This window comes from Sphingomonas lycopersici, assembly GCF_026130605.1.
Lineage (GTDB): Bacteria > Pseudomonadota > Alphaproteobacteria > Sphingomonadales > Sphingomonadaceae > Sphingomonas > Sphingomonas lycopersici.
Window position 1 is genome coordinate 1 of the sequence record NZ_JANFAU010000012.1, and the last position, 22,399, is coordinate 22,399.

The window sequence follows — 22,399 nt, forward strand, 5'->3', positions numbered from 1 at the left end:
GGGGGGGGGGGGGGGGGCGGGGGGGGGGGGGGGGGGGGGGGGGGGGGGGCGCCCCCCCCGCCGCCGGTCTCGCCGCGCTCGCCTTCGCGCCGTCCGCGGCGATCGCGGCTTATTATGGCGCGATCGGGGCGATCGATGCATTCCTCTACGCCAATGTCCGGTCGATCCTCGAACGGCATGACGATCCGCCGCTCGAACGCTGGGGCAATCTCGCCCAGCTCGTGCTGTATCTCGCGCCGCTCGTCGCGATGGGGGTCGCCTCGCGCGGCCGGGCCGCGGGCGGCGACGCGGTATTGCGGCGCTTTGCGGCGTGCTGGCTGGCGGTCGCGCTGGCGGGCATTTTGCTGATCGGCGGCTGGTACGAACATTATGCGCTGCCGGCGATGGTGCCGGGGGCGATCTGCGCGGCGGGCTTCCTCGGCGCGCGCCGCCGCGCCGCGCTGGCGATCCTCGGCGTGGTCGCGCTGATTGGCACCGGGATGACGGTCGCGGGGCGCATCGCGCACGGTGGGCCGGCGCAATTCGCCGCGCTGGCGAAAGCGGTCGGGCCGGGGCCGGGCTGCCTGTGGGTCTATTCGGGCGATACCAAGCTCTATGCGATCACCGATCGCTGCCGGCTGAGCCGCTATATGTTCCCGAGCCATCTCTATCGAACGCGCGAGGCGGGGGCGGTCGGGGTCGACCAGGCCAGTGAGGTGCGGCGCATCCTCTCGCTGCGCCCGACGACGGTGGTGATGCGCCCGCCGTCGATCGGCGAGCGCCCCGAGATCCGCGCGATCGTTTCCGCCGCAATGGCGCGCGACTATCGCCTCGCTCATGCCATGCCGCTGGGGAAAGAAGTGATTTCGGTTTATGAGCTTAAGACCGTCCGAAATGCCCCGCCGGGGCATTTCCCAGAAGGACGCTGATGATGAAGCGATTGCTTGCCTCGATCCACGACGTCGGCCCGCGGTTCGAACGCGAGGTGGAGACCTTGCTCGACCGGCTTTCAGGCCATCTCGGCGGCCCGCGGCTGGCGATGCTGGTCGTCCCCGATCATTGGGGCGAGGCGCCGCTGACCCCCGGCACCCCATTCGCGACGCGATTGCGCGGCTGGGCCGATGCCGGGATCGAGATGTTCGTCCACGGCTGGTTCCACCGCGACACCACCGAGCATCACGGGATCGCCGCGCTCAAGGCCAGGCATATGACCGCGAGCGAGGGCGAGTTCCTCGGGCTCGATCATGCCGTGGCGCTCGATCGCATGACGCGCGGCAAGGCGCTGGTGGAGGATATCATCGGGCGCCCCGCGGCGGGGTTCGTCGCGCCGGCGTGGCTCTATTCGGACGGCGCGATGCAGGCGCTGGGCGAGGCGGGGTTCGCGCTCGCCGAGAATCACGGCCGGGTGTGGGCGCCGAACGCGGGGGATCGCGTGCTGACGCGCGGCCCGGTGATCACCTGGGCGAGCCGCACCAACGGACGCCAGCTCAGCTCGCTCGCCGCATCGGCGGTGCTGCGCCGCCTGCTCCAGCCGGCGAAGGTGGTGCGGGTCGCGGTGCATCCCGGCGACGCGCATGTCCCGCGGCTGCTGGAGAGCATCGACCGCACCTTCCGCGCCTTCACGCGCGGCGGGCGGGTGCCGTCGCGTTACGCCGATCTGGCGCGCTGAACCGCGCTGCGGCGCTCGATCTGCTCGGCATAATAATCGATCAGGGCCTGCGCATGCTGGCGATCGTCGATCACCTGCTCCGCCGCCACCGCCGCCGCGCGGCGCAATAGCCGCCGGTCGCGCGCGGCGAGCCGCAGGATCGCCGCGGCGCACGCCTTGGCATCGCCCGCGGGATAGGTTTCGGCATATTCGGGGCGCGCCACCGCCGCCGCGCCGCCCTCGTCGGGGACGATCAGCGGCGCGCCCGAGGCGAGCGCCTCCGACACGACCAGCCCGAAGGTCTCGATCTCGCAGCCGTGGATGCACGCATCGGCGCTGGCCATGATGCTGGCGAGCCGCTCGCGATCGTAGACCGGCTTGAACAGCCGGATATGCGGGCTGCCCGCCGCGCGCCGTTCGAGCGCGGGGGTCTGCCCACCGTGGCCGATCAGGATCAGCCCGACGGGAACATGCGCGCCGGCGCGCTCGACCGCGTCGATGATCATGTCCCAGCGCTTTTCACGGTGGTGGCGGCCGATGCCGAACAGCAGCAGCCCGTCCTCGGGCAGATCGCATTGCGCGAGCAACGCGCGGCGCAGATTCTCGTCGCGGAAGCGCGGCGAGAAATGCTGGCGCTCGATCCCCAGCGGGAAGGCGGCGTCGATCCTCAGGCCACGCGCGGTGAGCCGTTCCTGGAGCGCCGGGCCGTTGGTCAGCACGCAATCGTATTTTTCCAGGAACCGCGACATATAGCGCGTGTACCAGGAGAAAGCGCGCTCGACCTTCTCCGCGCTCGCCACGCCCTCGAACCAGCGCTGGGCGTAGGCGGCCATATTGTCGTTGTGCATGAAATAGGATTTGAGCGCGCGGCCCTGCCAGTCGCCGACGAACCACGCCGGCTTCCACGGGCTGCAATTCTCCACCACGTCCGGGTCGTAGTGATCGAGCAACGCGGTGATCGCGTCGCGATCCCAGAACAGCCCGTAATTCTTGTCGAACGGGATCGGCGGCGATTTGACGTAATGGACGCGGCCGCCGCCGGGGCGATCCTCGATCCGCTCCTCCTTGCCGCAGGCGAGCACGATCAGCTCGTGCCCCAGATCGGCCATGATCCCGATCTTGCGGTCGATATAGGTGCGCACGCCCCCCCCGGTGGGCGAGTAGATCTCGTTGACGTCGACGATGCGCATATCAGTTTCCGATCGAAAATGCGGTTTGACCGCATCGCGCGACACCCGCCCCGGTTCTCACTCCTCCCCCGGAGGGGGAGGGGGACCGTTGCGCAGCAACGGTGGAGGGGTAGTCGCTGCGGGCGGTGTCGCCTGTGGCGTCCACCCCTCCACCAGCCTTCGGCTGGTCCCCCTCCCCTTCCAGGGGAGGAATAGGGAGCGGGCCGATGCCGCGTGAGGTGACCCGAAGGGGCATCACCAGACTCAACGCCCCACCGGGCCGAAGGCGGGGGGGAAGCCGTGGAGATATTGCGTGCGGATCAGCACGGTCGCGACGCCGGTGCCGACGTTGACCATCGCGTTGGATAGCTTGGGCTTCGAACGGCCGAGCTTCTGGTTACCCGGCACGCCGACCCCGTCGGACCAGAAATTGAACTTGTTCTTCCCGTCGCGATCGTGGGTGAACAGGATCGCATAGGTGCCGGGATGCGGCACGCGCATGCACATCACCACCGGGCCGTTTCGCGGCGTCGGCACCCAGATGCGGCGGAACAATTTGCCCTCTTTCTTGAGGTCGCGGTCGTCGCGCAGGAAATCGTCCTCGTTCGCCGGGTAAAGCTCCAGCTTCAGCGATCCGACGCGATCCTTCATGCCGACGACCTCGACGCGGATGCTGGGGCCGTTGATGCAGGCGTCGGTCTCGCCGACCGGCTGCGCGGCGGCGGCGAGCGGCGCGACGAGGGCGGCGAGCGCCGCGGCGAGGATCAGGCGGCGGCGTGCCATTCGCGGGCCTTTGCGATGGCGCTCCCGGCGCTGATGACAGCGATGAGAACGACGTGGACGAGCAGGGTGAGCGCCGCGGTGAACGCGATCATCTCGGAAAGTGCGCGATCCTGGCCGACGATCAGGATCGCGAAATTGGCGAAGAGCAGATCCTTGTTGGGCAGGAAGGGAAGGCGCGAGACGAGCAGCCGCCCGGCGGACAGGAACAGCCACATGCCGACCGACACCCCCGGCATCGCGAAATGCCAGCAGAGCGCGAGCAGGATCGAGGTGAGCACGATGCGCGCGGCGTGGATGTTGAAGATCATCCACAATTCGCGGCGCGGCAGCGAGAAGACGCGCTTGGAGAGCGCGACGATCGTCACCGAGATCAGCAGCGTGAGCCCCGCGGACCACATCACCGTGTGGAGCAGCTGCGCCGGGATGAGCTGATAGCCGAGCGGCAGCGCGATCGCGCAGAGCAGGATCGTCGCGCCGTTGCCGGCGATGCCCGACAGGATGCTGACGTCCTTCACCGCGCCGAACGGCGCCGCGACCATATGCGCGCGCTCGCGCGCCCAGGCGTAGAAATAGGCCTCGCCCGAATAGCCGAGCACGACGTCGTTCGCGATCCGCTTCTTGTTGAGCGCGATGAACCCGCCCAGCCAGGGAATCCGCCAGAGATAGCGGAAGATCAGCAGGTCGCCGATCGGATAGGTGACGTAGAGCAGGGCGAAGCACAGGTAGAACCACGGGCTCGCCGGCACCGCGCGGTTGAGCCCGGCAAGCCCCGCGCTCAGCAATTCGTGGCCGAGGCCGGCGATCATCGCCAGCGTCACCATCGCGCCGAGGATCATCGGCCAGCGGCGCTTGATCGTCTCGACCGGCTCCAGGCCGGCGAGCTCGACGACCGGATCGGGCGCAACTGTAGTGGCGGGCATGTCGGGGGGTGCTCCGGGGGGCAAAGCAGTCTTTCTTATCTCGCCCTATTCCGGGCGAATGTCTCATTTACGACTGATTGTGGATTCTTGTGGGCGGATTTGGGCTGTTGCATGGCAGTGTGCAAGATGGACCGCGTGAAACACATTTTCACTTACGCCGAATCGCTCGATGGCGGGGGCGTCGAGCGTGCGCAGCTTCGGCTGGCGCGCGGCTGGCTGGCGGCGGGGCGGCGGGTGACGCTGGCGGTCGGCTGTATCGACGGGCCGCTCGCCGCCGAGATTCCTGACGGGCTGGAGATCGTGCGGCTGGGCGGCACGACCTTTCCCGCTCTGTTCCGCGTTCCTGCTATCATACGGGAAACAAAGCCGGATATCATCTTCTGCCCCGGTTCTTATTATACCAGCATCGCACTGTGGACGCGGCTCAGGCTCGGGGGATCCTGCCCGCCGATCGTCAGCAAGGTTTCCAATGCGATGCGGCGCGGCGATCATCGGGCGCTGCTCGCGGCGGGGCATGCGGCGTGGCTGCGGCTGCACCCGCGCTTTCTTGACCGAATCGTGGCGATGACCGACGCGAGTGCACGAGACGTGCTCGAAACGACGCGAATCGATCCGTCGCGCTGCGCGACGATCGCCAATCCGCCGGCCTTGCCGCTGCCGGGGGCGACGATCGAGGGGCTGCCGCCGCGCTATATCCTCGGCGTCGGGCGGCTGGTGCGGCAGAAGAGATGGGATCGCCTGCTCGACGCGATTCCGCGGCTTGCCGAGCGACTGCCGCTGGTCATCCTGGGCGAGGGCGATCAGCGCGCCGCGATCGAGGCACGTGCTGCCGCTTTGGGGATCGATGTGCGGCTGCTCGGCCATTCGCCCGATCCGCTGCTGGCGATGCGCTCGGCCGCGGTGCTCGCGCTGACCTCCGATTTCGAGGGCGTCCCCGGGGTGCTGCGCGAGGCGCTGTCGGTCGGGACGCCGGTCGTCACCACCGATTCGTCGCCGGCGGTGTGGGAAATCGTCACCTCCGCCGCGCTGGGCACGGTGGTGTCGACCGACGATGCCGACGGGCTGGTCAAGGCGCTCGACTGGTGGCTGATGCCCGATGCCGCGCGCCCCGCGCCGGTGCCGCCGCCGGGGGCGGATTCGGCCGAGCGCTATCTCGCGCTGTTCGATTCGGTGCTGTCGGGCGCGCCGGTGCCGGTGTGGCATCCGGGGGCGGCCGAGCCGCATCTCGTGCCGCTCCCCACCGTCGAGCCGGCGGCGGCGTCGCCGACGTCAATCCGCTGATTCGACCTTTTCGGAGCGACGTTCCATCGCGGTCTTGATCAAGGCGGTCATCGGATCGGCCAGTGCGAGCCCGAGGATGCCGAACAAGGCGCTCGCCAGGATCTGCGCGCCGAGCGTCAGCGCGGGCGGCAGATCGACCGCGCGCTTGGCGACCGTCGGGATCACGACATAGCCGTCGAACAATTGCACCGCGGCATAGACGCCGATCGCGGCATAGCCGGTATGCGTCCCCGCCGAGAAACCCACCGCGATCGTCAGCGCGCCCGAGACCAGCGCGCCGATATTGGGGATGAAGGCGAGCAGGCCGGTGAGGATGCCGAGGATCAGCGCCATCGGCACCCCGGCGATCGCCAGCGCGGTGCCGACGAACACCCCCTCCGCCGCCATCCCGACCAGCCGCCCGGCGAGCAGCCGCCGCAATGTCTTGCCCATCGCCTCGACGGTGAGCGCGAATTCCTGGCGGTTGTCTTCGGGCACCATCCATTGCAGCCCGCGGTCATAGACCCGGGGGTCCATCGCGACGAACAGCCCGATCACCAGGATCATGAACATCGTGGTGAGCGCGCCGAACGCGGTGCCGACCCAGGAGGTGAGGCGGCCGACCGACGACAAGGCCTCGCGCGCCAGCCCGCCGAGATCCTTGACCCCCGGGAGCAGCCCCTGCGCCGAAAGCCAGGTCGCGAGCCGCATCGCCTGCACCTCGATCGTCGAGCGCAATTGCAGCACCTGATCGGTGATCTGCATCCCCGCGATATAGAAGGTCGCGACGAGGAACGAGATCGTCAGCAGGCAGACGATCAGCAACCGCCAGCCGCGCGGGATCGGCAGCACCCGGCCGAGCAGCCGCACCCCGCCGTCGAGCAGGGCGGCGAAGACCAGCCCGGCGAAAATGATCAGCAATGGCTGGACGAGCAGCACGACCAGCACGATCGCCGAGGCCATCCCCAGCCATACCGCGGCGCGCTTGATCTCGCGCCGGGTTTCGGGGTTGCGGATCTCGTTCGGGCTCGCGCCCTCGAGGATCTGCAACCGCCGCTCGGTCATTGCGCCTGTTCCGGGTGGAGCGAGGTGCCCGCGCGGCCGCTGCGCAGCGAATGCCACCAGCTCAGCGGGTTGAGCGAGGCCGATCCGTCGACCGAGAAAGTGATGAATTCGGCGCGACCGCCGAGATTCTCCCACGGCACCGGCCCGCCGAGCCCCTTTTCATAGCCGCCGAGCGCGAAGCGGCTGTCGGCCGAGCGATCGCGATTGTCGCCCATCAGGAAGACATGGCCGGCGGGAATCGTGATCGGATTGCCCGCGTGATAATAATCGCCGGGGCTGTCGGGCTCGAGATCGACGGTGTCGTAGCGGCGCCCGTTGGGCAGGGTTTCGGTGACGATCGGCAGCCGGCACACCGTCGTGCCGCCGGCCAGCGTCACGCGCGCGCCGGGATATTGCAGCGGGTCGCAGGTGGCGTTGGCGTCCACCGGCAGGTCGCGATAGTGCATCGCGCCGCGCGCGATCGGCTTGCCGTTGAGGATCACCACCCCGCCGCGCACCTCGAGCGTATCGCCGGGGAGCCCGATCACGCGCTTGATATAGTCGCTCGACTGGCCCGGCGGGGTGACGATCACCACGTCGCCGCGCTCGGGCAGCTTGCCCCACAGACGCCCCTTGATGAACGGCAGCTCGACCGACCAGCTGTCCTCGGGCTTGTGGAGCACGAGGCTGTTGAAGATCGCGACCGGATTGGGGATCGTCGGCGAGACGAACGACCAGCCGTAAGCATATTTGGAAACGACCAGCCGATCGCCCACCTCGAGCCCCGGCAGCATGGATTCGCTCGGGATATAGAAGGGCTTGGCGATGAAGCTGTGGAAGCCGAGCACCGCGACGATCAGCCAGAACATGCCGCGCAGCTCGCCCCACCAGTCGATGCCACGACGTTCGGGGGTTTCCTGTGCGGCCGGCGGTTCGCCCGTCAATGCCAGCTCCTCGGCCATATGGTCACTCATTGAGGTATCGCTTCGATGATCACGAAGGCCTGCGCCCAAGGGTGATCGTCGGTGAGAGTCAAGTGGATGCGCGCGACGTGCCCCTCGGGGATCATCGCGTCAAGCCTCGCCTTGGCGCCGCCGGCCAGCGCCAGCGTCGGCGCGCCCGAGGGGGCGTTGACCACCCCGATGTCCTTCATGAACACCCCGCGCTTGAACCCGGTGCCGACCGCCTTGGAAAAGGCCTCCTTGGCGGCGAAGCGCTTGGCATAGGTGCCCGCGCGGGTGAACGGGCGCCGCGCCGCCTTGGCGCGCTCGATATCGGTGAAGACACGCGCCTCGAAACGCTCGCCAAACCGGTCGAGCGAGGCCTGGATCCGCTCGATGTTGCACAGATCGGAGCCGAGCCCGACGATCACCGCGCGAGATCCATCAGCTCGCGCATCCGCCGCACCGCCGGCTCCAGCCCGACGAAGATCGCCTCGCCGATCAGGAAGTGGCCGATGTTGAGCTCGCGCACCTGCGGGATCGCGGCAACCGGGGCGACATTGTCATAGGTCAGCCCGTGGCCGGCATGGACCTCGATCCCGTTCTTCGCCGCCAGCGCGGCGGCGTCGGCGAGGCGGCGCAATTCTTCGGCGCGCGCGTCGCCGGTCAGTTCCGCATAGCGCCCGGTGTGCAATTCGACCACCGGCGCGCCGAGCCGCACTGCCGCCTCGATCTGGCGCGGATCGGGCTCGATGAACAGGGAGACGCGGATATTGGCCGCGCCCAGCGCGCCGACCATCGGGGCGAGGTGATTATGTTGCCCCGCGGCGTCGAGCCCGCCCTCGGTGGTGCGTTCGGCGCGCTTCTCGGGGACGATGCACGCGGCGTGCGGGCGGTGGTTGAGCGCGATCGCCAGCATTTCCTCGGTCGCCGCCATTTCGAGGTTGAGCGGGATCGACAGTTCGTTCGACAGCCGCGCGATATCGCCGTCGGTGATGTGGCGGCGGTCCTCGCGCAGATGCGCGGTGATCCCGTCCGCCCCCGCCGCCGCCGCGAGCAATGCCGCGCGCACCGGATCGGGGGTATCGCCGCCGCGCGCATTGCGGACGGTCGCGACATGATCGATGTTGACGCCGAGGCGCAGCGCGTGCGTCACGCCGCCGCCCTGCTGCCCGGCTTGATCGCGGGGATCGCGGCGAGCGCGGGGGGCAGCGCATCGGCCTCATAGGTCGGCACGTCGAGCCTGATCAGCGGGAAGAAGGGCACGCCGAGATCGGCGGTGCCGTTCGAGCGATCGACCAGCGACGCGCCCGCGATCACCTTGCCCCCCGCCACCTCGATCGCCTTGATCGCCTCGCGGCTGGAGAGGCCGGTGGTGACGACATCCTCCATCATCAGCACTTCCTGCCCCGGCTCGAGCCGGAAGCCGCGGCGCAGCTCGAAGGTGCCGGTCGGGCGCTCGACGAACATCGCCTCGACCCCCAGCGCGCGCGCCATCTCATGCCCGGCGATCACCCCGCCCATCGCGGGCGAGACGACCGCGGTGATCCGCGCGCGTAGCTCGGCCGGGATCCGCGCGGCGAGCGCCTCGCTGAGCCGGGCGCCGCGGCGCGGGTCCATCAACACCCGCGCGCATTGCAGGTAACGCGGGGAGCGCAGGCCGGAGGAGAGGATGAAATGGCCTTCGAGCAGCGCATCGGCAGCGCGAAACTCGGCCAGCACCTCATCGTCGGTCATGCTTGTCCCTTCAGCGTAATTTGCCCCCGCGAGATACGGACCGAAGGCCCCCTGCGCAACGTCGGCCGGCAAAAATGCCCGTTGCGGCTTGAGGAGGCGGGAACGCGTGCGTATAGCGCGGGCGGATTGGACGGAATCTGCGCCGCGTGGGCGGCTGTGGGGCCACGACTGGCAGGGGTGATAACGAGACGATGAGAATCGCGTTCAAAGGATTGGCACTGGCGGCGAGCCTCGCGCTCGCCGGGCTGATGCCCGCTGCGGCGCAGGCGCCCGCGAAACAGGAAGCGCCCGTCGCCGCCGCTGCTGCGGCCCCGGCGGCGAATGCCGCGGCGCCCGCCGCAACCGCCGCGAAGCCGGCCTCGCCCGAACTGGCGATGGACGGCGCGCCGGCGATGACGGTCAAGCCGATGCTCGGCCAGCCGACCGACGGGCTGATGACGATCCAGCCGCAGGTGACCGCGAACGGCCGCCGCGCGCACAGCTTTCACGATCACATCCTGCTGCCGCTGATCACCGCGATCTCGCTGTTCGTCCTCGCGCTCTTGATCTGGGTGGTGATCCGCTATCGCCGCGCCGCCAATCTGGTGCCGTCGAAGACCAGCCACAATACCGCGATCGAGATCGTCTGGACGCTCGTCCCGGTGCTGATCCTCGTCGCGGTGGCGGTGCCCTCGATCGGGCTGCTCAACGCGCAGTACAAGCCCGCGCCGGCCAATGCCGTGACGCTCAAGGCGATCGGCAACCAATGGTATTGGAGCTACCAATATCCGGATAACGGCGGGATCGAGATCACCGCCAATCTGCTCAAGGAAAAGGATCAGGTCGCGGCGGGCGAACGCTATCGCACCGATGCCGACGGCCCGCGCCTGCTCGCCACCGACAATCGCATCGTGCTGCCGGTCGGCGTGCCGATCCGCCTGATCACCACCGCCAACGACGTGATCCACAGCTGGGCCGTCCCCGCGTTCTGGATCAAGCTCGACGCGGTGCCGGGGCGCCTCAACGAGACGAGCTTCACGATCGAGAAGCCGGGCCTGTACTTCGGCCAGTGCTCCGAACTGTGCGGCGCGCGCCACGGCTATATGCCGATCGCGGTGGAAGCCGTGCCGCCGGCCGAATTCGCCGCGTGGGTGAAGGCCAAGGGCGGCTCGATGCCGGGCGAGGCCAAGCCCGCCGCGGCCGCGCCGGCCGCTGCCGCTGCGCCCGCCGCCGCGCCGGCCGCCAACGCCGCTGCTCCTACCAACACCGCTGAAGCGGCGCCCGCGAATGCGGCCACCGCCGAAGCAGCGACCGGACGCTGAGCCATGACTGATACCGCGATCCAACCTTCGGCGTTCGAGGCGCATCACGCGCACGACCATCATCACGATGCCGATCACAAGCCGGGCTTCTTCGCCCGCTGGTTCATGTCCACCAACCACAAGGACATCGGCACGCTCTATCTGATCTTCGCGATCTGCGCCGGCATCATCGGCGGCGCGATCTCGGGGCTGATGCGCGCCGAGCTGATGCATCCCGGGATCCAGTATCTCCAGGGCTGGGCGGCGCATCTCCACGGCGGCGAGGCGAGCCTCGACGAATCGCTCCACCTGTGGAACGTGATGGTCACCGCGCACGGGCTGATCATGGTGTTCTTCATGGTCATGCCGGCGATGATCGGCGGGTTCGGCAACTGGTTCGTCCCGATCATGATCGGCGCGCCGGACATGGCCTTCCCGCGGATGAACAACATCTCGTTCTGGCTGCTGATCCCGGCGTTCACGCTGCTCCTTGCCTCGCCCTTCTTCGGCGGCGCGGGCAATGGCTGGACGCTCTATGCCCCGCTCTCCACTTATGGCGAGCCAGGGCCATCGACCGATATGGCGATCCTCTCGCTCCACCTTGCGGGCGCATCGTCGATCCTCGGCGCGATCAACTTCATCACGACGATCTTCAACATGCGCGCCCCGGGCATGACGCTGCACAAGATGCCGCTGTTCGTGTGGTCGGTGCTGGTCACCGCCTTCCTGCTGCTGCTCGCGCTGCCGGTGCTCGCCGCGGCGATCACCATGCTGCTGACCGATCGTAACTTCGGCACGACCTTCTACGATCCGGCCGGCGGCGGCGATCCGATCCTCTACCAGCATCTGTTCTGGTTCTTCGGCCACCCCGAAGTGTACATCATGATCCTGCCGGGCTTCGGCATCGTCAGCCAGATCATCTCCACCTTCAGCCGCAAGCCGGTGTTCGGCTATCTCGGCATGGCCTATGCCATGGTCGCGATCGGCGTGGTCGGGTTCGTCGTGTGGGCGCACCACATGTTCACCACCGGCCTCAGCGTGAACACCAAGATGTACTTCACCGCGGCGACGATGGTCATCGCGGTGCCGACCGGCATCAAGATCTTCTCGTGGATCGCGACGATGTGGGGCGGCAGCCTGACCTTCCGCACCCCGATGGTGTGGGCGATCGGCTTCATCTTCATGTTCACCGTCGGCGGCGTCACCGGCGTGGTGCTCGCCAACGGCGGCGTCGACGATTACATGCAGGACACTTATTACGTGGTGGCGCACTTCCACTACGTGCTGAGCCTCGGCGCGGTGTTCTCGCTGTTCGCCGGCTTCTATTACTGGTTCCCGAAGATGTCGGGGAAGATGCTCAACGAGGTCCTCGGCCACCTGCATTTCTGGGTGTTCTTCGTGGGCGTCAACGTGCTGTTCTTCCCGATGCACTTCCTCGGGCTGCAGGGCATGCCGCGCCGCTACCCGGATTATCCGGATGGCTTCGCGCATTGGAACACGGTGGCGACCGTCGGCTATATGATCATGGCCGCGGGCATGGCGATCTTCTTCGTCAACGTGATCATCTCGCTGATCGCGGGCCGCAAGGCGGGCGACAATCCGTGGGGCGAGGGCGCGACGACGCTGGAGTGGACGCTGTCCTCCCCGCCGCCGTACCACCAGTTCGAAACGCTGCCGGTGATCGACGACGACCAGCATCATTGATCGTCGCTTTCGAAAGCCATCGAAACACAGGCGCCCGGGGGGAAACCTCCGGGCGTTTTGTTTGATTCGCGCGGCGGAACGCCGATCCGGCGGGTTTGCGGTCCGTCGATAATCGCGGCATGATCGGGCGATAAAGAGCACGGAGAGCGACGATGCCCGATTTTCGCATGATCGATACCGGCGGCACGAAATTGCGCGTCGCGGTGGAGGGGCAGGGGCCGCTCGTGCTGATGGTCCACGGCTTTCCCGAGAGCTGGTATTCGTGGCGGCATCAGCTTGGCCCGGTCGCGGCGGCGGGATTCACCGCGGCGGCGATCGACGTGCGCGGCTATGGCGGGTCGGACAAGCCGCACGCGGTCGCCGATTATGCGATGGCGCATATGGTGGCGGATATCGCCGCGGTCGCGCGCGCGCTCCAGCCCGATGGCCCGGCGATCATCGTCGGGCACGATTGGGGCGCGCCGATGGTATGGAACAGCGCGTTGATCCACCCCGAGCTGTTTCGCGCCGTGGCGGCCTTCTCGGTGCCGTACAGCGGGGTGCCGACGCGGCCGTTCACCGAGATCTTCCGCGCGGTGTTCACCAGCCAGGGGCGGTTCTTCTATCAGGAATGGTTTCAGGCCGAGGGGCCGGCGGAGGCCGAGGCGGAGCGCGATATCCGCACCTTCCTGCGCAAGCTCTATTACGGCATCTGCGGCGATGCCCCGGTCGGCACCTGGCCCGATAAGCCGGCGACCGCGACCTTGCTCGAGGGGATGGTTGATCCCGATCCCTTCCCGGCGTGGCTGACCCCGGCGGATATCGATTATTATGTCGGCGAGTTCACCGCCTCCGGGCTGCGCGGGCCGCTCAACCGCTATCGCAACCACGAGCGCGATTTCGAATGGCTCCAGCCCTATCGCCAACGCCGCATCGAGCAGCCCGCGCTGTTCATCGGCGGAAGCAAGGATCCGGCGACGACCTTGTTCGGCGCGGTCGCCGATCCGATCGCGATGATGCGCCCGCTGGTGCCGCAGCTCGAAGGGCATATCCTCGACGGGTGCGGGCATTGGACGCAGCAGGAGCGACCGGCGGAGGTCAACCGGCTGCTGGTCGACTGGCTGCGGCGGGTGTGACGGCCCTGGGGCTGCGTCTGACCTGGCGGTTACGGTCACCGTGGCGCCGGCCTGTCGCGCCGCGGGACAAGGGGATGGCGATCGCGATGCCGCCGGAAAGCGCGGGGTCGCCGCGTTGCTCGCGCCGCCGATAGGCTGCGCGAGCGATGAGCGGGCGTCCGGTTGGTCGTCGCGCCGGCCCTAGCCCCGGCGCGACGATCGCGCCTTATTCGTCGGCGGCAGCGGCCTTGCGGCGGCCACGCGCGGCCGGCTGGCCGTTGCCTTCGGACGTCTTGCGCTTCATGCCGGGTTTGCGGCCGAGACCGATCTTCTTGGCCATCGCGCGGCGCGCTTCCGAATAGTTTTCGGCAACCATCGGATAATCCGGCTTGAGGCCATAACGCTGGCGATATTCAGCCGGGGTCAGCCCCTGGCCGGCGAGATGACGACGCAGAGTCTTATACGGCTTGCCGTCGATCATCGAGATGATGAAATCCTTCGACGCGAGCGACTTGCGCACCGAAACCGCCGGAACATAATCCGACGCCGCTTCCGGCGCAGTCGTGGTTTCGGCCTGCGAAGAAAGCCCCGAGACCGCCTCGTGCATCTTCTTCAAGAATGCGGGAACATCTTCACCCGATGCGCGGGTGTTGGGGTTGGACAACCAAGCGATCGTCAATTCGGTGGCGAGTTCGACGGTGTTGGTGTCGATCGATTCTTCGGACATGCCGCGCTCCTGTGGGTTGGGTGCGCCCGTCATTAGCGCGTCAAGATGACGCGTCAATATCATCATAGATGAACCAGCCCAAAGGACTGATGCACGATCCTATCGATAACAGCTGTCAAAATATCTCGTACGACTGTTCCGCGTGCCGAGTCGCAGGGTGGCGAGCAGCGAAGGAAACAAAGGTTAGGGCACGGAAATCCGCCGTACTTTGCCGTCGTTCAAACCTGTCACCGTTGACAGCTTCACCTCATGCTGTTGTTGTCGAATAGTGTATTAGCTTGGGACAGAAGCCGTTATATTACGAACGTGTAATATTGCGTCGGCGCTGAAATTTCGGGCCGCGCCGCTCGTCGCCGGGCAAAGAAAAAGCCCGCCGCGGCACAGCGCGACGGGCTCGATATCGGCAAGAGCGAAAGATCAGCCGAGGATGCCCGGCAGATCGAGCCCCTTCTCGCGCGCGCAATCGAGCGCGATCGCATAGCCCGCGTCGGCATGACGCATCACCCCGGTGGCGGGATCGTTCCACAACACGCGTTCGAGCCGGCGCGCCGCCTCTGGCGTGCCGTCGGCGACGATCACCATCCCCGCATGCTGCGAATAGCCCATCCCGACCCCGCCGCCATGGTGGAGCGACACCCAGGTCGCCCCCGAGGCGGTGTTGAGCAGCGCGTTGAGCAACGGCCAGTCGGACACCGCGTCCGAGCCGTCGCGCATCGCCTCGGTCTCGCGGTTGGGCGAGGCGACCGAGCCCGAATCGAGGTGGTCGCGGCCGATCACTACCGGCGCCTTCAATTCGCCCGACGCGACCATCTCGTTGAACGCGAGGCCGAGCCGGTGGCGGTCGCCGAGCCCGACCCAGCAGATCCGCGCGGGGAGGCCCTGGAAGTGGATCCGCTCGCGCGCCATGTCGAGCCAGCGGTGGAGGTGCTTGTTGTCGGGGAGCAGCTCCTTCACCTTGGCGTCGGTGCGATAGATATCCTCGGGGTCGCCCGACAGCGCCGCCCAGCGGAACGGGCCGATGCCGCGGCAGAACAGGGGGCGGATATAGGCCGGGACGAAGCCGGGGAAGGCGAAGGCGTCGCTGACGCCCTCGTCGAGCGCGACCTGGCGGATGTTGTTGCCATAATCGACCGTCGGCACCCCGGCGGCCTTGAACGCGAGCATCGCCTTGACGTGCTGCGCCATCGAGGCGCGCGCGGCGGCGGCGACGGTCGCGGGATCCTGCTCGCGGGTGGCGATCCAGCGTTCGACCGTCCAGCCGACCGGCAGATAGCCGTTGACCGGATCGTGCGCGCTGGTCTGATCGGTGAGCAGATCGGGGCGGATGCCGCGGGCGTGGATTTCGGGGAGCAATTCGGCGGCATTGCCGAGCAGCCCGACCGAGATCGGCTCCCTGGCGGTGGTGACGATTTCCAGCGCCTCGTCGAGGCTGGTCGTCGCGCGATCGAGATAGCCGGTGCGCAGCCGCATATCGATCCGGCTCTGCTGGCATTCGATCGCGAGGCACGAGGCGCCCGCCATCACCGCGGCGAGCGGCTGCGCGCCACCCATCCCGCCGAGCCCCGCGGTAAGCAGCCATTTGCCCGAGAGGTCGCCGTCATAATGCTGGCGGCCCATCTCGACGAAGGTCTCATAGGTGCCCTGGACGATCCCCTGGGTGCCGATATAGATCCACGAGCCCGCGGTCATCTGGCCGTACATCGCGAGGCCCTTGCGATCCAATTCGTCGAAATGCTCCCAATTCGCCCATTTGGGGACCAAGTTGCTGTTGGCGAGCAGCACGCGCGGCGCATCGGAATGGGTGCGGAACACCCCGACCGGCTTGCCCGACTGGATCAGCAGAGTCTGATCGTCCTCGAGCTGGCGCAGCGCCTCGACGATCCGGTCATAGCTTTCCCAGTCGCGCGCGGCGCGGCCGATCCCGCCATAGACGACCAGTTCCTCGGGGCGTTCGGCGACATCGGGGTGGAGGTTGTTCATCAGCATCCGCAGCGGGGCTTCGGTGAGCCAGCTCTTGGCGGATAGCGTGGTGCCGGTGGCGGGCTTGATGACGCGGGAAGGATCGAGACGGGTCATGAGGCAAAATCCAGACAGGCGTTGATGACATTGCGCAGCGTCGCGGAGAGCGGCGCGGCATAAGCGGGGTCGAAGGCGGGGGGCCAATTATGTTCGTCGGGCACGGCCGGCTCGGGGGCATAGCCGCGGATCGCGAGCTCCATCTGGATCGCGTGGACGCCCTCGGCGGGTGCAGCATAATGCCGGGTGGTCCAGCCGCCCTTGAACCGCCCGTTGAGCACCTGATCGGCGGTGCAGGCGGCGGAGACCGCAGCGGCCAGCGCCGGATCGCAGGTCGCGCCGTCGTTGGTGCCGATATTATATTGCGGCAGATCGCCGTCGAACAGCCGCGGGATATGGCCGCGGATCGAATGCGCGTCGTAGAGCACGATGCGCGGGTGCGCGGCGCGGAGGCGGGCAATCTCGGCGGCGAGCACGGCATGATAGGGATCGAACCAGGCCGCGCGGCGGCGGGCGATCTCCGCTGCGTCGGGCGCATTGCCCGTATAGAGCGGTTCGCCGTCGAAAGTGGTGCTCGGGCATAATTCGGTCGTCGCCTGCCCCGGATAGAGCGACGCGCCCGAAGGATCGCGGTTGACGTCGATCACGCTGCGCGAAATCGTCGTGCGGACGATCGTCGCGCCGACGTCGGCGGCGAAGGCGTAGAGCTTCTCGATATGCCAATCCGCATCGCGGCGGGCGAGCCACGGCGAGACGAACTGCGCGTCGAGCCCGGCGAGGCCGGTGCCGGTATGCGGCATCGCGACGATCAGCGGCGCACTGCCGCGGTGGAGGTGGACGAAGTTGGTCATTGTTTGACCACCCCGGCGAAGGGGCACCCCGCAAAGTAATACTTTGCGGGGACCCCGAAGGCCGGGGTCCAGTTACGACCGGCCCGATGCTGGACCCCGGCTTGCGCCGGGGGGGGTGGAGCGGGGAAACTCATGCCGTCACCCCCGGCAACGTCGCGCCGCTTGCCTTGACCAAGGCACCCGAGGTGACCAGCGCGGTGGCCTTCGCCATATCGGGCGCGAAATGGCGATCGTCGGCGAGCGTCGGCACCTCGCCGCGGATCGCGCCGCGCGCCGCCTCCAGCGCGCCCGACGAGGTGAGCGGGGCGTGGAAGTCGCAGCCCTGCGCCGCGGCAAGCGCCTCGATGCCGATGACATGCGCGGCATTGGCGGCCATCGCCAGCAGCCGCCGCGCGCCATGCGCCGCCATCGAGACATGATCCTCCTGATTGGCCGAGGTGGGGATCGAATCGACCGACGCGGGATAGGCGCGCTGCTTGTTCTCGCTGACCAGCGCGGCGGCGGTGACCTGCGGGATCATGAACCCCGAGTTGAGCCCCGGGCGCGGGGTGAGGAAGGCGGGGAGCCCCGACAGCGCCGGATCGACCAGCATCGCGATGCGACGTTCGGCGATCGAGCCGATCTCGCAGATCGCGATCGCGATCATGTCGGCGGCGAAGGCGACGGGCTCGGCGTGGAAATTGCCGCCCGACAGCGCCTCGTCGGTATCGGCGAAGATCAGCGGATTGTCGCTGACGCCGTTCGCCTCGGTGGCGAGCGTCGCCGCCGCCTGACGCAGCACGTCGAGCGCGGCGCCCATCACCTGCGGCTGGCAGCGCAGGCAATAGGGATCCTGAACGCGCGGATCGTCCTCGCGGTGGCTGGCGCGGATCGCCGAATCGGTCATCAGATGGCGCAAGGCATCGCCGACCACGATCTGCCCGGCATGGCCGCGCAAGGCGTGGATGCGCGCGTCGAACGGCGCGTCGGAGCCCTTCGTCGCCTCGGTCGAAAGCGCGCCGGTGACCAAAGCGGCCTGAAACACGCCCTCCGCCTCGAACAGCCCGGCGAGCGCATTGGCGGTGGAGAATTGCGTGCCGTTGAGCAGCGCGAGACCCTCCTTCGGGCCGAGCTCGAGCGGGGCGAGCCCGGCGCGCGCCAGCGCGTCGGCCGCGGGGAGGGTTTCGCCGTTGACGACGATCTCGCCCGCACCGATCATCGTCGCGGCCATATGCGCGAGCGGGGCGAGATCGCCCGAGGCGCCGACCGAGCCCTGGCACGGGATCACCGGGAGCAGGTCGTTCGCGAGCATCGCTTCGAGCAACGCGATCGTCTCGGGCCGCACCCCCGAGGCGCCGACCCCGAGGCTGGCGAGCTTGAGCGCGAGCATCAGCCGCACCACCCCGGCGGGGGAAGGCGCGCCGACGCCTGCAGCGTGGCTCAGCACGATATTGCGCTGGAGCGTCGCGAGATCCGCGTCGCCGATCTTGACGCTGGCGAGCTTCCCGAACCCGGTGTTGATGCCATAGACCGGCTGGTGCCGCGCGATGATCCGCGCGACCGCGGCGGCGCTTTCGGCGATGCGCGGGTGCGCGCTCTCGGCCAGTTTGGCGGGCGCGCCGCGATAGATGGTGCGCCAATCGGCCAGCGGGACATGGCCGGGGTGAAGGATGATCACTTGCCTCTCCGAATACGGGTGTGAAGGGGGTTGAAACCAAAGCGATAGACGAGCTCGGCGGGGCGCTGGACGTTCCAGATCGCGAGATCGCATTGCTTGCCGGGTTCGAGCGTGCCGATCGCATCGGCGCGGCCGATCGCGCGCGCGGCGTTGACGGTGACCGCGCGCAACACCTCGTCGACCGTCAGCCGGAACAGCGTCGCGCCCATGTTGAGCACGAGCAGCAGCGAGGTGAGCGGCGAGGTGCCCGGGTTGCTGTCGGTGGCGAGCGCGATCGGCACCCCCGCGGCGCGCAATGCGGCGATCGGCGGCAGCTTGGTCTCGCGGGTGAAATAATAAGCGCCGGGGAGGAGGGTCGCGACGGTGCCCGCGGCGGCCATCGCGGCGATCCCCGCGTCGTCGAGATATTCGAGATGATCGGCCGAGAGCGCCTTGTGCCGCGCGGCGAGCGCGGCGCCGTGGAGGTTGGAGAGCTGTTCGGCGTGGAGCTTGACCGGGAGGGTGTGGCGCGCGGCGGCGGCGAAGACGCGCTCGGTCTGCGCCGGGGTGAAGCCGATCCCCTCGCAAAAGGCGTCGACCGCGTCGGCAAGGCCCTCGCGCGCGATTGCGGGGAGCATCACGTCGCAGACCTGGGCGATATAGCCGTCGGGGTCGCCGGCATATTCGGGCGGGAGCGCGTGCGCGCCGAGGAAAGTGGTGGTGACCGAAACGTCGCGCGCCGCGCCGAGCTTGCGCGCGGCGCGGAGCAGCCGGGCCTCGCTCCCGGGGTCGAGCCCATAGCCCGATTTGATCTCGATCGTCGTCACCCCCTCGGCGAGCAAAGCGTCGAGCCGGGGGAGCGCGGCGGCGACCAGTTCGTCCTCGCTCGCGGCGCGGGTGGCGCGCATCGTCGATACGATCCCGCCCCCGGCGCGCGCGATCTCCTCATAGGAGGCGCCCGCCAGCCGCAGCTCGAATTCATGCGCGCGATCACCGGCATAGACGAGATGGGTATGGCAATCGATCAGCCCCGGCGTGATCCAGCGCCCGGCGCAGTCGATCGTCTCGCGCGCCGGCGGCGCGTCGCCGGCGGGGCCGGCATAAGTGATGACGCCGTCTTCGCAGGCGATGGCGGCATGTTCGATGATGCCCAGCGCGGGGCCGGTCATCGTGGCGAGTCGGGCGTTGGTCCAGAGGCGATCGGCCATGCGCTTATCATTGCAGCGTTCGATGATAATGTATAGACATTATTGCGACGCGATGACGAAGGCCGTTCCTCTCCCCGTCATGCCGGGCTTGATCCGGCATCCAGAGCCGTCGCTTGTGACTCTGGATACCGGGTCGAGCCCGGCATGACGGCGATGGGTTGGGGGGTAAGGCATCATGCGTAAGATGGGGTCCACCCCGGCGCAGGCCGGGGTCCAGCATCGGGCCGGTCGTAAACTGGGCTCCGGCCTTCGGGGTGCCCCTTCGCCGGGGCGGAAGTCCAGTGATGTTCTAAGGAGAATGACGTGACGACGCTGCATTTTGCCGAAGCGATGTTGCCCGGGGGCTGGGCGCGCGACGTGCGCGTGACGATCGCCGGCGGGGTGATCGCGTCGGTCGAAACGGGGGCGGACGCGCAGCCCGGCGACGAGCGGCATCGCGCCGCGCTGCCGGGGATGCCCAATCTCCACAGCCACGCCTTCCAGCGCGGGATGGCGGGGCTGGCCGAGGTCGCCGGGCCGAGCGACGATAGTTTCTGGACGTGGCGCGAGGTGATGTATCGCTTCGCCGAGCGCGTCTCGCCCGACGATCTCGCGGCGATCGCGGCGATGGCCTATATCGAGATGCTCGAGGGCGGGTTCACCCGCGTCGGGGAATTCCACTATCTGCATCATGCGCCCGACGGCACGGCCTATGCCGATCGCGCGGCGATGAGCGCGGCGATCGCGGCGGCGGCGCGCGAGACCGGGATCGCGCTGACCCATTTGCCGGTCTTCTATGCGCATGCCGGGTTCGGCGGGCTGCCGCTGGGCGCGCGGCAGCAACCCTTCGGGCATGATGTCGACGGGTTCGCCGCGTTGCTGGAGGGCGCGCGGGCGGCGTGCGCGGGGTTGCCCGATGCGGTGGTGGGCGTCGCGCCGCATTCGCTGCGCGCGGTGACCCCCGAGGAACTGATGGCGCTGGAGGCGATCGCGCCGGACGCGCCGGTCCATATCCATATCGCCGAGCAGGTGCGCGAGGTGGAGGATTGCGTCGCGTGGAGCGGGGCGCGGCCGGTCGAGTGGCTGCTCGATCATGCCGCGGTGGACGCGCGCTGGTGCCTCGTCCATGCGACGCACATGACCGCGGCGGAAACCGGCAGGCTGGCGAAGACGGGCGCGGTGGCGGGGCTGTGCCCGATCACCGAGGCCAATCTCGGCGACGGCATCTTTCCCGCGGTCGATTTCGTCGCGGCGGGGGGCGTCTATGGCATCGGCTCGGATTCGAACGTGCTGATCGACGCGGGCGAGGAATTGCGGCTGCTCGAATATGGCCAGCGGCTCGAGCGGCGCGCGCGCAACCTGCTCGGGCGCGGCGGGGCGACGGGCGATGCCCTGTGGCGCGATGCGGTCGCGGGCGGCGCGCGGGCATTGGGCGCGGCGAGCGGGATCGCGGTCGGCAATGCGGCGGATATCGTCTCGCTGGCGGCGGATCATCCCGCCTTCGTCGCGCGGGAAGGGGCGGCGCTGGCCGATGCGTTGGTGTTCGCGCGCGGCGCGGTCGATCGCGTCTGGCGTCGCGGCGTCGCGGTGGTGCGCGGCGGGCGGCATGTCGCGCGCGAGGGGGTCGTGCAGCGCTATGCCACGACCTTGGCGGCCTTGCTGGCATGACGTCGCTCCACGCCCGGATCGTCGGCGAGATCGAGGCGGATATCCTGTCGGGCGCGCTCGCGGCGGGGGCGCGGCTGCCGGTCGAGCAGGAATTGATGCTGCGCTACGATTGCTCGCGGATGACGGTGAGCAAGGCGCTCGGCGAACTCGCGCGCCGCGGGCTGATCGATCGCCGCAAGCGTGCGGGCACCTTCGTCCAGCGGCCGCGGGTTCATTCGGTGGTGCTCGATATCCCCGATCTCGCGCAGGAGGTCGCGGCGCGCGGGCAGGCCTATGCCTATCGCCTTGTCGAACGCCGCATCCGCCCCCCGCGCGACGCCGCCGAGCGCGCGCTGGCGGGGGCGGGGGCATTGCTCCAGATCGACGGGGTCCACCTCGCCGACGGACTGCCGCTGGCGGCGGAGCAACGGCTGGTAAGCCTCGCCAGCGTGCCCGAGGCGGCGGACGAGACGTTTGATCATGTCGCGCCGGGCGGGTGGCTGCTGCATCATGTGCCGTGGACCGAGGCCGAGACGCGCATTGCCGCCGCGGGTGCCGAGGGCGCGGTCGCCGCGCAGCTTCGGGTGGCGGCGGGGACGGCGTGCCTCGTCATCGAGCGCACGACGTGGCGCGGCGACGCCGGGGTGACATTTGTTCGGCAACACTTCCTCGGCGCCCATTACGACCTGGTGGCGCGGTTCGGGCCGGGGGCGCGTTAGAGTGCGCGCAACATCTCCCGTTCGCCCTGAGCCTGTCGAAGGGCGGCCCCAACTCAC

General features: G+C 68.5%; 20 protein-coding genes and 1 pseudogene. 8 read left to right on the forward strand and 13 right to left on the reverse strand.

All coding sequences use genetic code 11. The annotated features are described in order from the left end of the window. Both NED98_RS18515 and NED98_RS18520 read left to right on the forward strand, forming a co-directional pair. Positions 1–908 (forward strand): annotated as a pseudogene (locus NED98_RS18515) (hypothetical protein); the annotation flags it as partial. A gap of 2 nt (positions 909–910) precedes the next feature. Continuing rightward, positions 911–1,648 (forward strand): polysaccharide deacetylase family protein, encoded by a 738-nt coding sequence (locus NED98_RS18520; RefSeq protein WP_265314009.1) that lies wholly within the window; start codon positions 911–913, stop codon positions 1,646–1,648. Here the strand turns inward: NED98_RS18520 and NED98_RS18525 are convergent. The 3 genes from NED98_RS18525 to NED98_RS18535 form a co-directional block, all read right to left on the reverse strand. Then, positions 1,627–2,817 carry a glycosyltransferase gene (locus NED98_RS18525; RefSeq protein ID WP_265314010.1) on the reverse strand — a complete coding sequence of 397 codons (1,191 nt, stop codon included), beginning with the start codon at positions 2,815–2,817 and terminating at the stop codon, positions 1,627–1,629. The two genes, NED98_RS18520 and NED98_RS18525, sit on opposite strands and share 22 nt — an antisense overlap. 243 nt (positions 2,818–3,060) lie before the next feature. Beyond that, on the reverse strand, positions 3,061–3,579 hold the full coding sequence (locus NED98_RS18530) for a DUF2141 domain-containing protein (protein WP_265268722.1): 519 nt from the start codon (positions 3,577–3,579) through the stop codon (positions 3,061–3,063). Continuing rightward, on the reverse strand, positions 3,561–4,499 hold the full coding sequence (locus NED98_RS18535; protein ID WP_179513151.1) for a hypothetical protein: 939 nt from the start codon (positions 4,497–4,499) through the stop codon (positions 3,561–3,563). The genes NED98_RS18530 and NED98_RS18535 overlap by 19 nt, the downstream gene beginning before the upstream one ends. Positions 4,500–4,634: 135 nt before the next feature. Here NED98_RS18535 and NED98_RS18540 point away from each other — a divergent pair, with 135 nt between their 5' ends. After that, positions 4,635–5,780 carry a glycosyltransferase gene (locus NED98_RS18540; protein WP_265314012.1) on the forward strand — a complete coding sequence of 382 codons (1,146 nt, stop codon included), beginning with the start codon at positions 4,635–4,637 and terminating at the stop codon, positions 5,778–5,780. Here the strand turns inward: NED98_RS18540 and NED98_RS18545 are convergent. The 5 genes from NED98_RS18545 to pyrE are packed head-to-tail and all read right to left on the reverse strand — an operon-like array spanning position 5,769 to position 9,481. Next, on the reverse strand, positions 5,769–6,824 hold the full coding sequence (locus NED98_RS18545; protein ID WP_179513153.1) for an AI-2E family transporter: 1,056 nt from the start codon (positions 6,822–6,824) through the stop codon (positions 5,769–5,771). The genes NED98_RS18540 and NED98_RS18545 overlap by 12 nt on opposite strands. Then, positions 6,821–7,765 (reverse strand): signal peptidase I, encoded by a 945-nt coding sequence (gene lepB / locus NED98_RS18550; RefSeq protein ID WP_265314072.1) that lies wholly within the window; start codon positions 7,763–7,765, stop codon positions 6,821–6,823. Before lepB ends, NED98_RS18545 begins: the two co-directional genes overlap by 4 nt. An 8-nt stretch (positions 7,766–7,773) precedes the next feature. Continuing rightward, positions 7,774–8,175, reverse strand: a complete 402-nt coding sequence (acpS, locus tag NED98_RS18555; RefSeq protein ID WP_179513154.1) for a holo-ACP synthase — start codon at positions 8,173–8,175, stop codon at positions 7,774–7,776. Further along, positions 8,172–8,900 (reverse strand): pyridoxine 5'-phosphate synthase, encoded by a 729-nt coding sequence (locus tag NED98_RS18560; RefSeq protein WP_179513155.1) that lies wholly within the window; start codon positions 8,898–8,900, stop codon positions 8,172–8,174. The genes acpS and NED98_RS18560 overlap by 4 nt, the downstream gene beginning before the upstream one ends. After that, positions 8,897–9,481 (reverse strand): orotate phosphoribosyltransferase, encoded by a 585-nt coding sequence (pyrE, locus tag NED98_RS18565; RefSeq protein WP_179513156.1) that lies wholly within the window; start codon positions 9,479–9,481, stop codon positions 8,897–8,899. The genes NED98_RS18560 and pyrE overlap by 4 nt, the downstream gene beginning before the upstream one ends. 191 nt (positions 9,482–9,672) lie before the next feature. On the opposite strand from pyrE, the gene coxB reads away from it, so the two are divergent. The 3 genes from coxB to NED98_RS18580 all read left to right on the forward strand — a co-directional run bounded on the left by coxB (position 9,673) and on the right by NED98_RS18580 (position 13,580). After that, positions 9,673–10,782, forward strand: coding sequence for a cytochrome c oxidase subunit II (gene coxB / locus NED98_RS18570; RefSeq protein WP_265314013.1), 1,110 nt, complete (start codon positions 9,673–9,675; stop codon positions 10,780–10,782). A gap of 3 nt (positions 10,783–10,785) precedes the next feature. Further along, on the forward strand, positions 10,786–12,465 hold the full coding sequence (gene ctaD / locus NED98_RS18575) for a cytochrome c oxidase subunit I (RefSeq protein WP_265268718.1): 1,680 nt from the start codon (positions 10,786–10,788) through the stop codon (positions 12,463–12,465). Between the two features lie 152 nt (positions 12,466–12,617). Further along, complete coding sequence (locus tag NED98_RS18580) at positions 12,618–13,580, forward strand: alpha/beta fold hydrolase (protein WP_265314014.1); 963 nt, start codon at positions 12,618–12,620, stop codon at positions 13,578–13,580. Between the two features lie 205 nt (positions 13,581–13,785). Here the strand turns inward: NED98_RS18580 and NED98_RS18585 are convergent, their stop codons facing one another. The 5 genes from NED98_RS18585 to hutI all read right to left on the reverse strand — a co-directional run bounded on the left by NED98_RS18585 (position 13,786) and on the right by hutI (position 19,997). Further along, positions 13,786–14,286, reverse strand: a complete 501-nt coding sequence (locus tag NED98_RS18585; protein WP_179513160.1) for a Ros/MucR family transcriptional regulator — start codon at positions 14,284–14,286, stop codon at positions 13,786–13,788. 417 nt (positions 14,287–14,703) lie between these two features. After that, positions 14,704–16,362: a urocanate hydratase gene (hutU, locus tag NED98_RS18590; protein ID WP_265314015.1), complete on the reverse strand. Its 1,659-nt coding sequence runs from the start codon at positions 16,360–16,362 to the stop codon at positions 14,704–14,706. Continuing rightward, positions 16,359–17,153 (reverse strand): N-formylglutamate deformylase, encoded by a 795-nt coding sequence (hutG, locus tag NED98_RS18595; protein ID WP_265314016.1) that lies wholly within the window; start codon positions 17,151–17,153, stop codon positions 16,359–16,361. Before hutG ends, hutU begins: the two co-directional genes overlap by 4 nt. Positions 17,154–17,283: 130 nt before the next feature. Beyond that, positions 17,284–18,810, reverse strand: a complete 1,527-nt coding sequence (gene hutH / locus NED98_RS18600) for a histidine ammonia-lyase (RefSeq protein WP_265314018.1) — start codon at positions 18,808–18,810, stop codon at positions 17,284–17,286. After that, positions 18,807–19,997: an imidazolonepropionase gene (hutI, locus tag NED98_RS18605; RefSeq protein WP_265314019.1), complete on the reverse strand. Its 1,191-nt coding sequence runs from the start codon at positions 19,995–19,997 to the stop codon at positions 18,807–18,809. The genes hutH and hutI overlap by 4 nt, the downstream gene beginning before the upstream one ends. 303 nt (positions 19,998–20,300) lie before the next feature. Here hutI and NED98_RS18610 point away from each other — a divergent pair, with 303 nt between their 5' ends. Then, positions 20,301–21,644, forward strand: a complete 1,344-nt coding sequence (locus tag NED98_RS18610) for a formimidoylglutamate deiminase (RefSeq protein WP_265314020.1) — start codon at positions 20,301–20,303, stop codon at positions 21,642–21,644. Beyond that, entirely contained in the window at positions 21,641–22,342 is a 702-nt protein-coding gene (hutC, locus tag NED98_RS18615; RefSeq protein ID WP_179513166.1) for a histidine utilization transcriptional repressor HutC, read from the forward strand. Before NED98_RS18610 ends, hutC begins: the two co-directional genes overlap by 4 nt. Positions 22,343–22,399 lie beyond the last annotated feature (57 nt).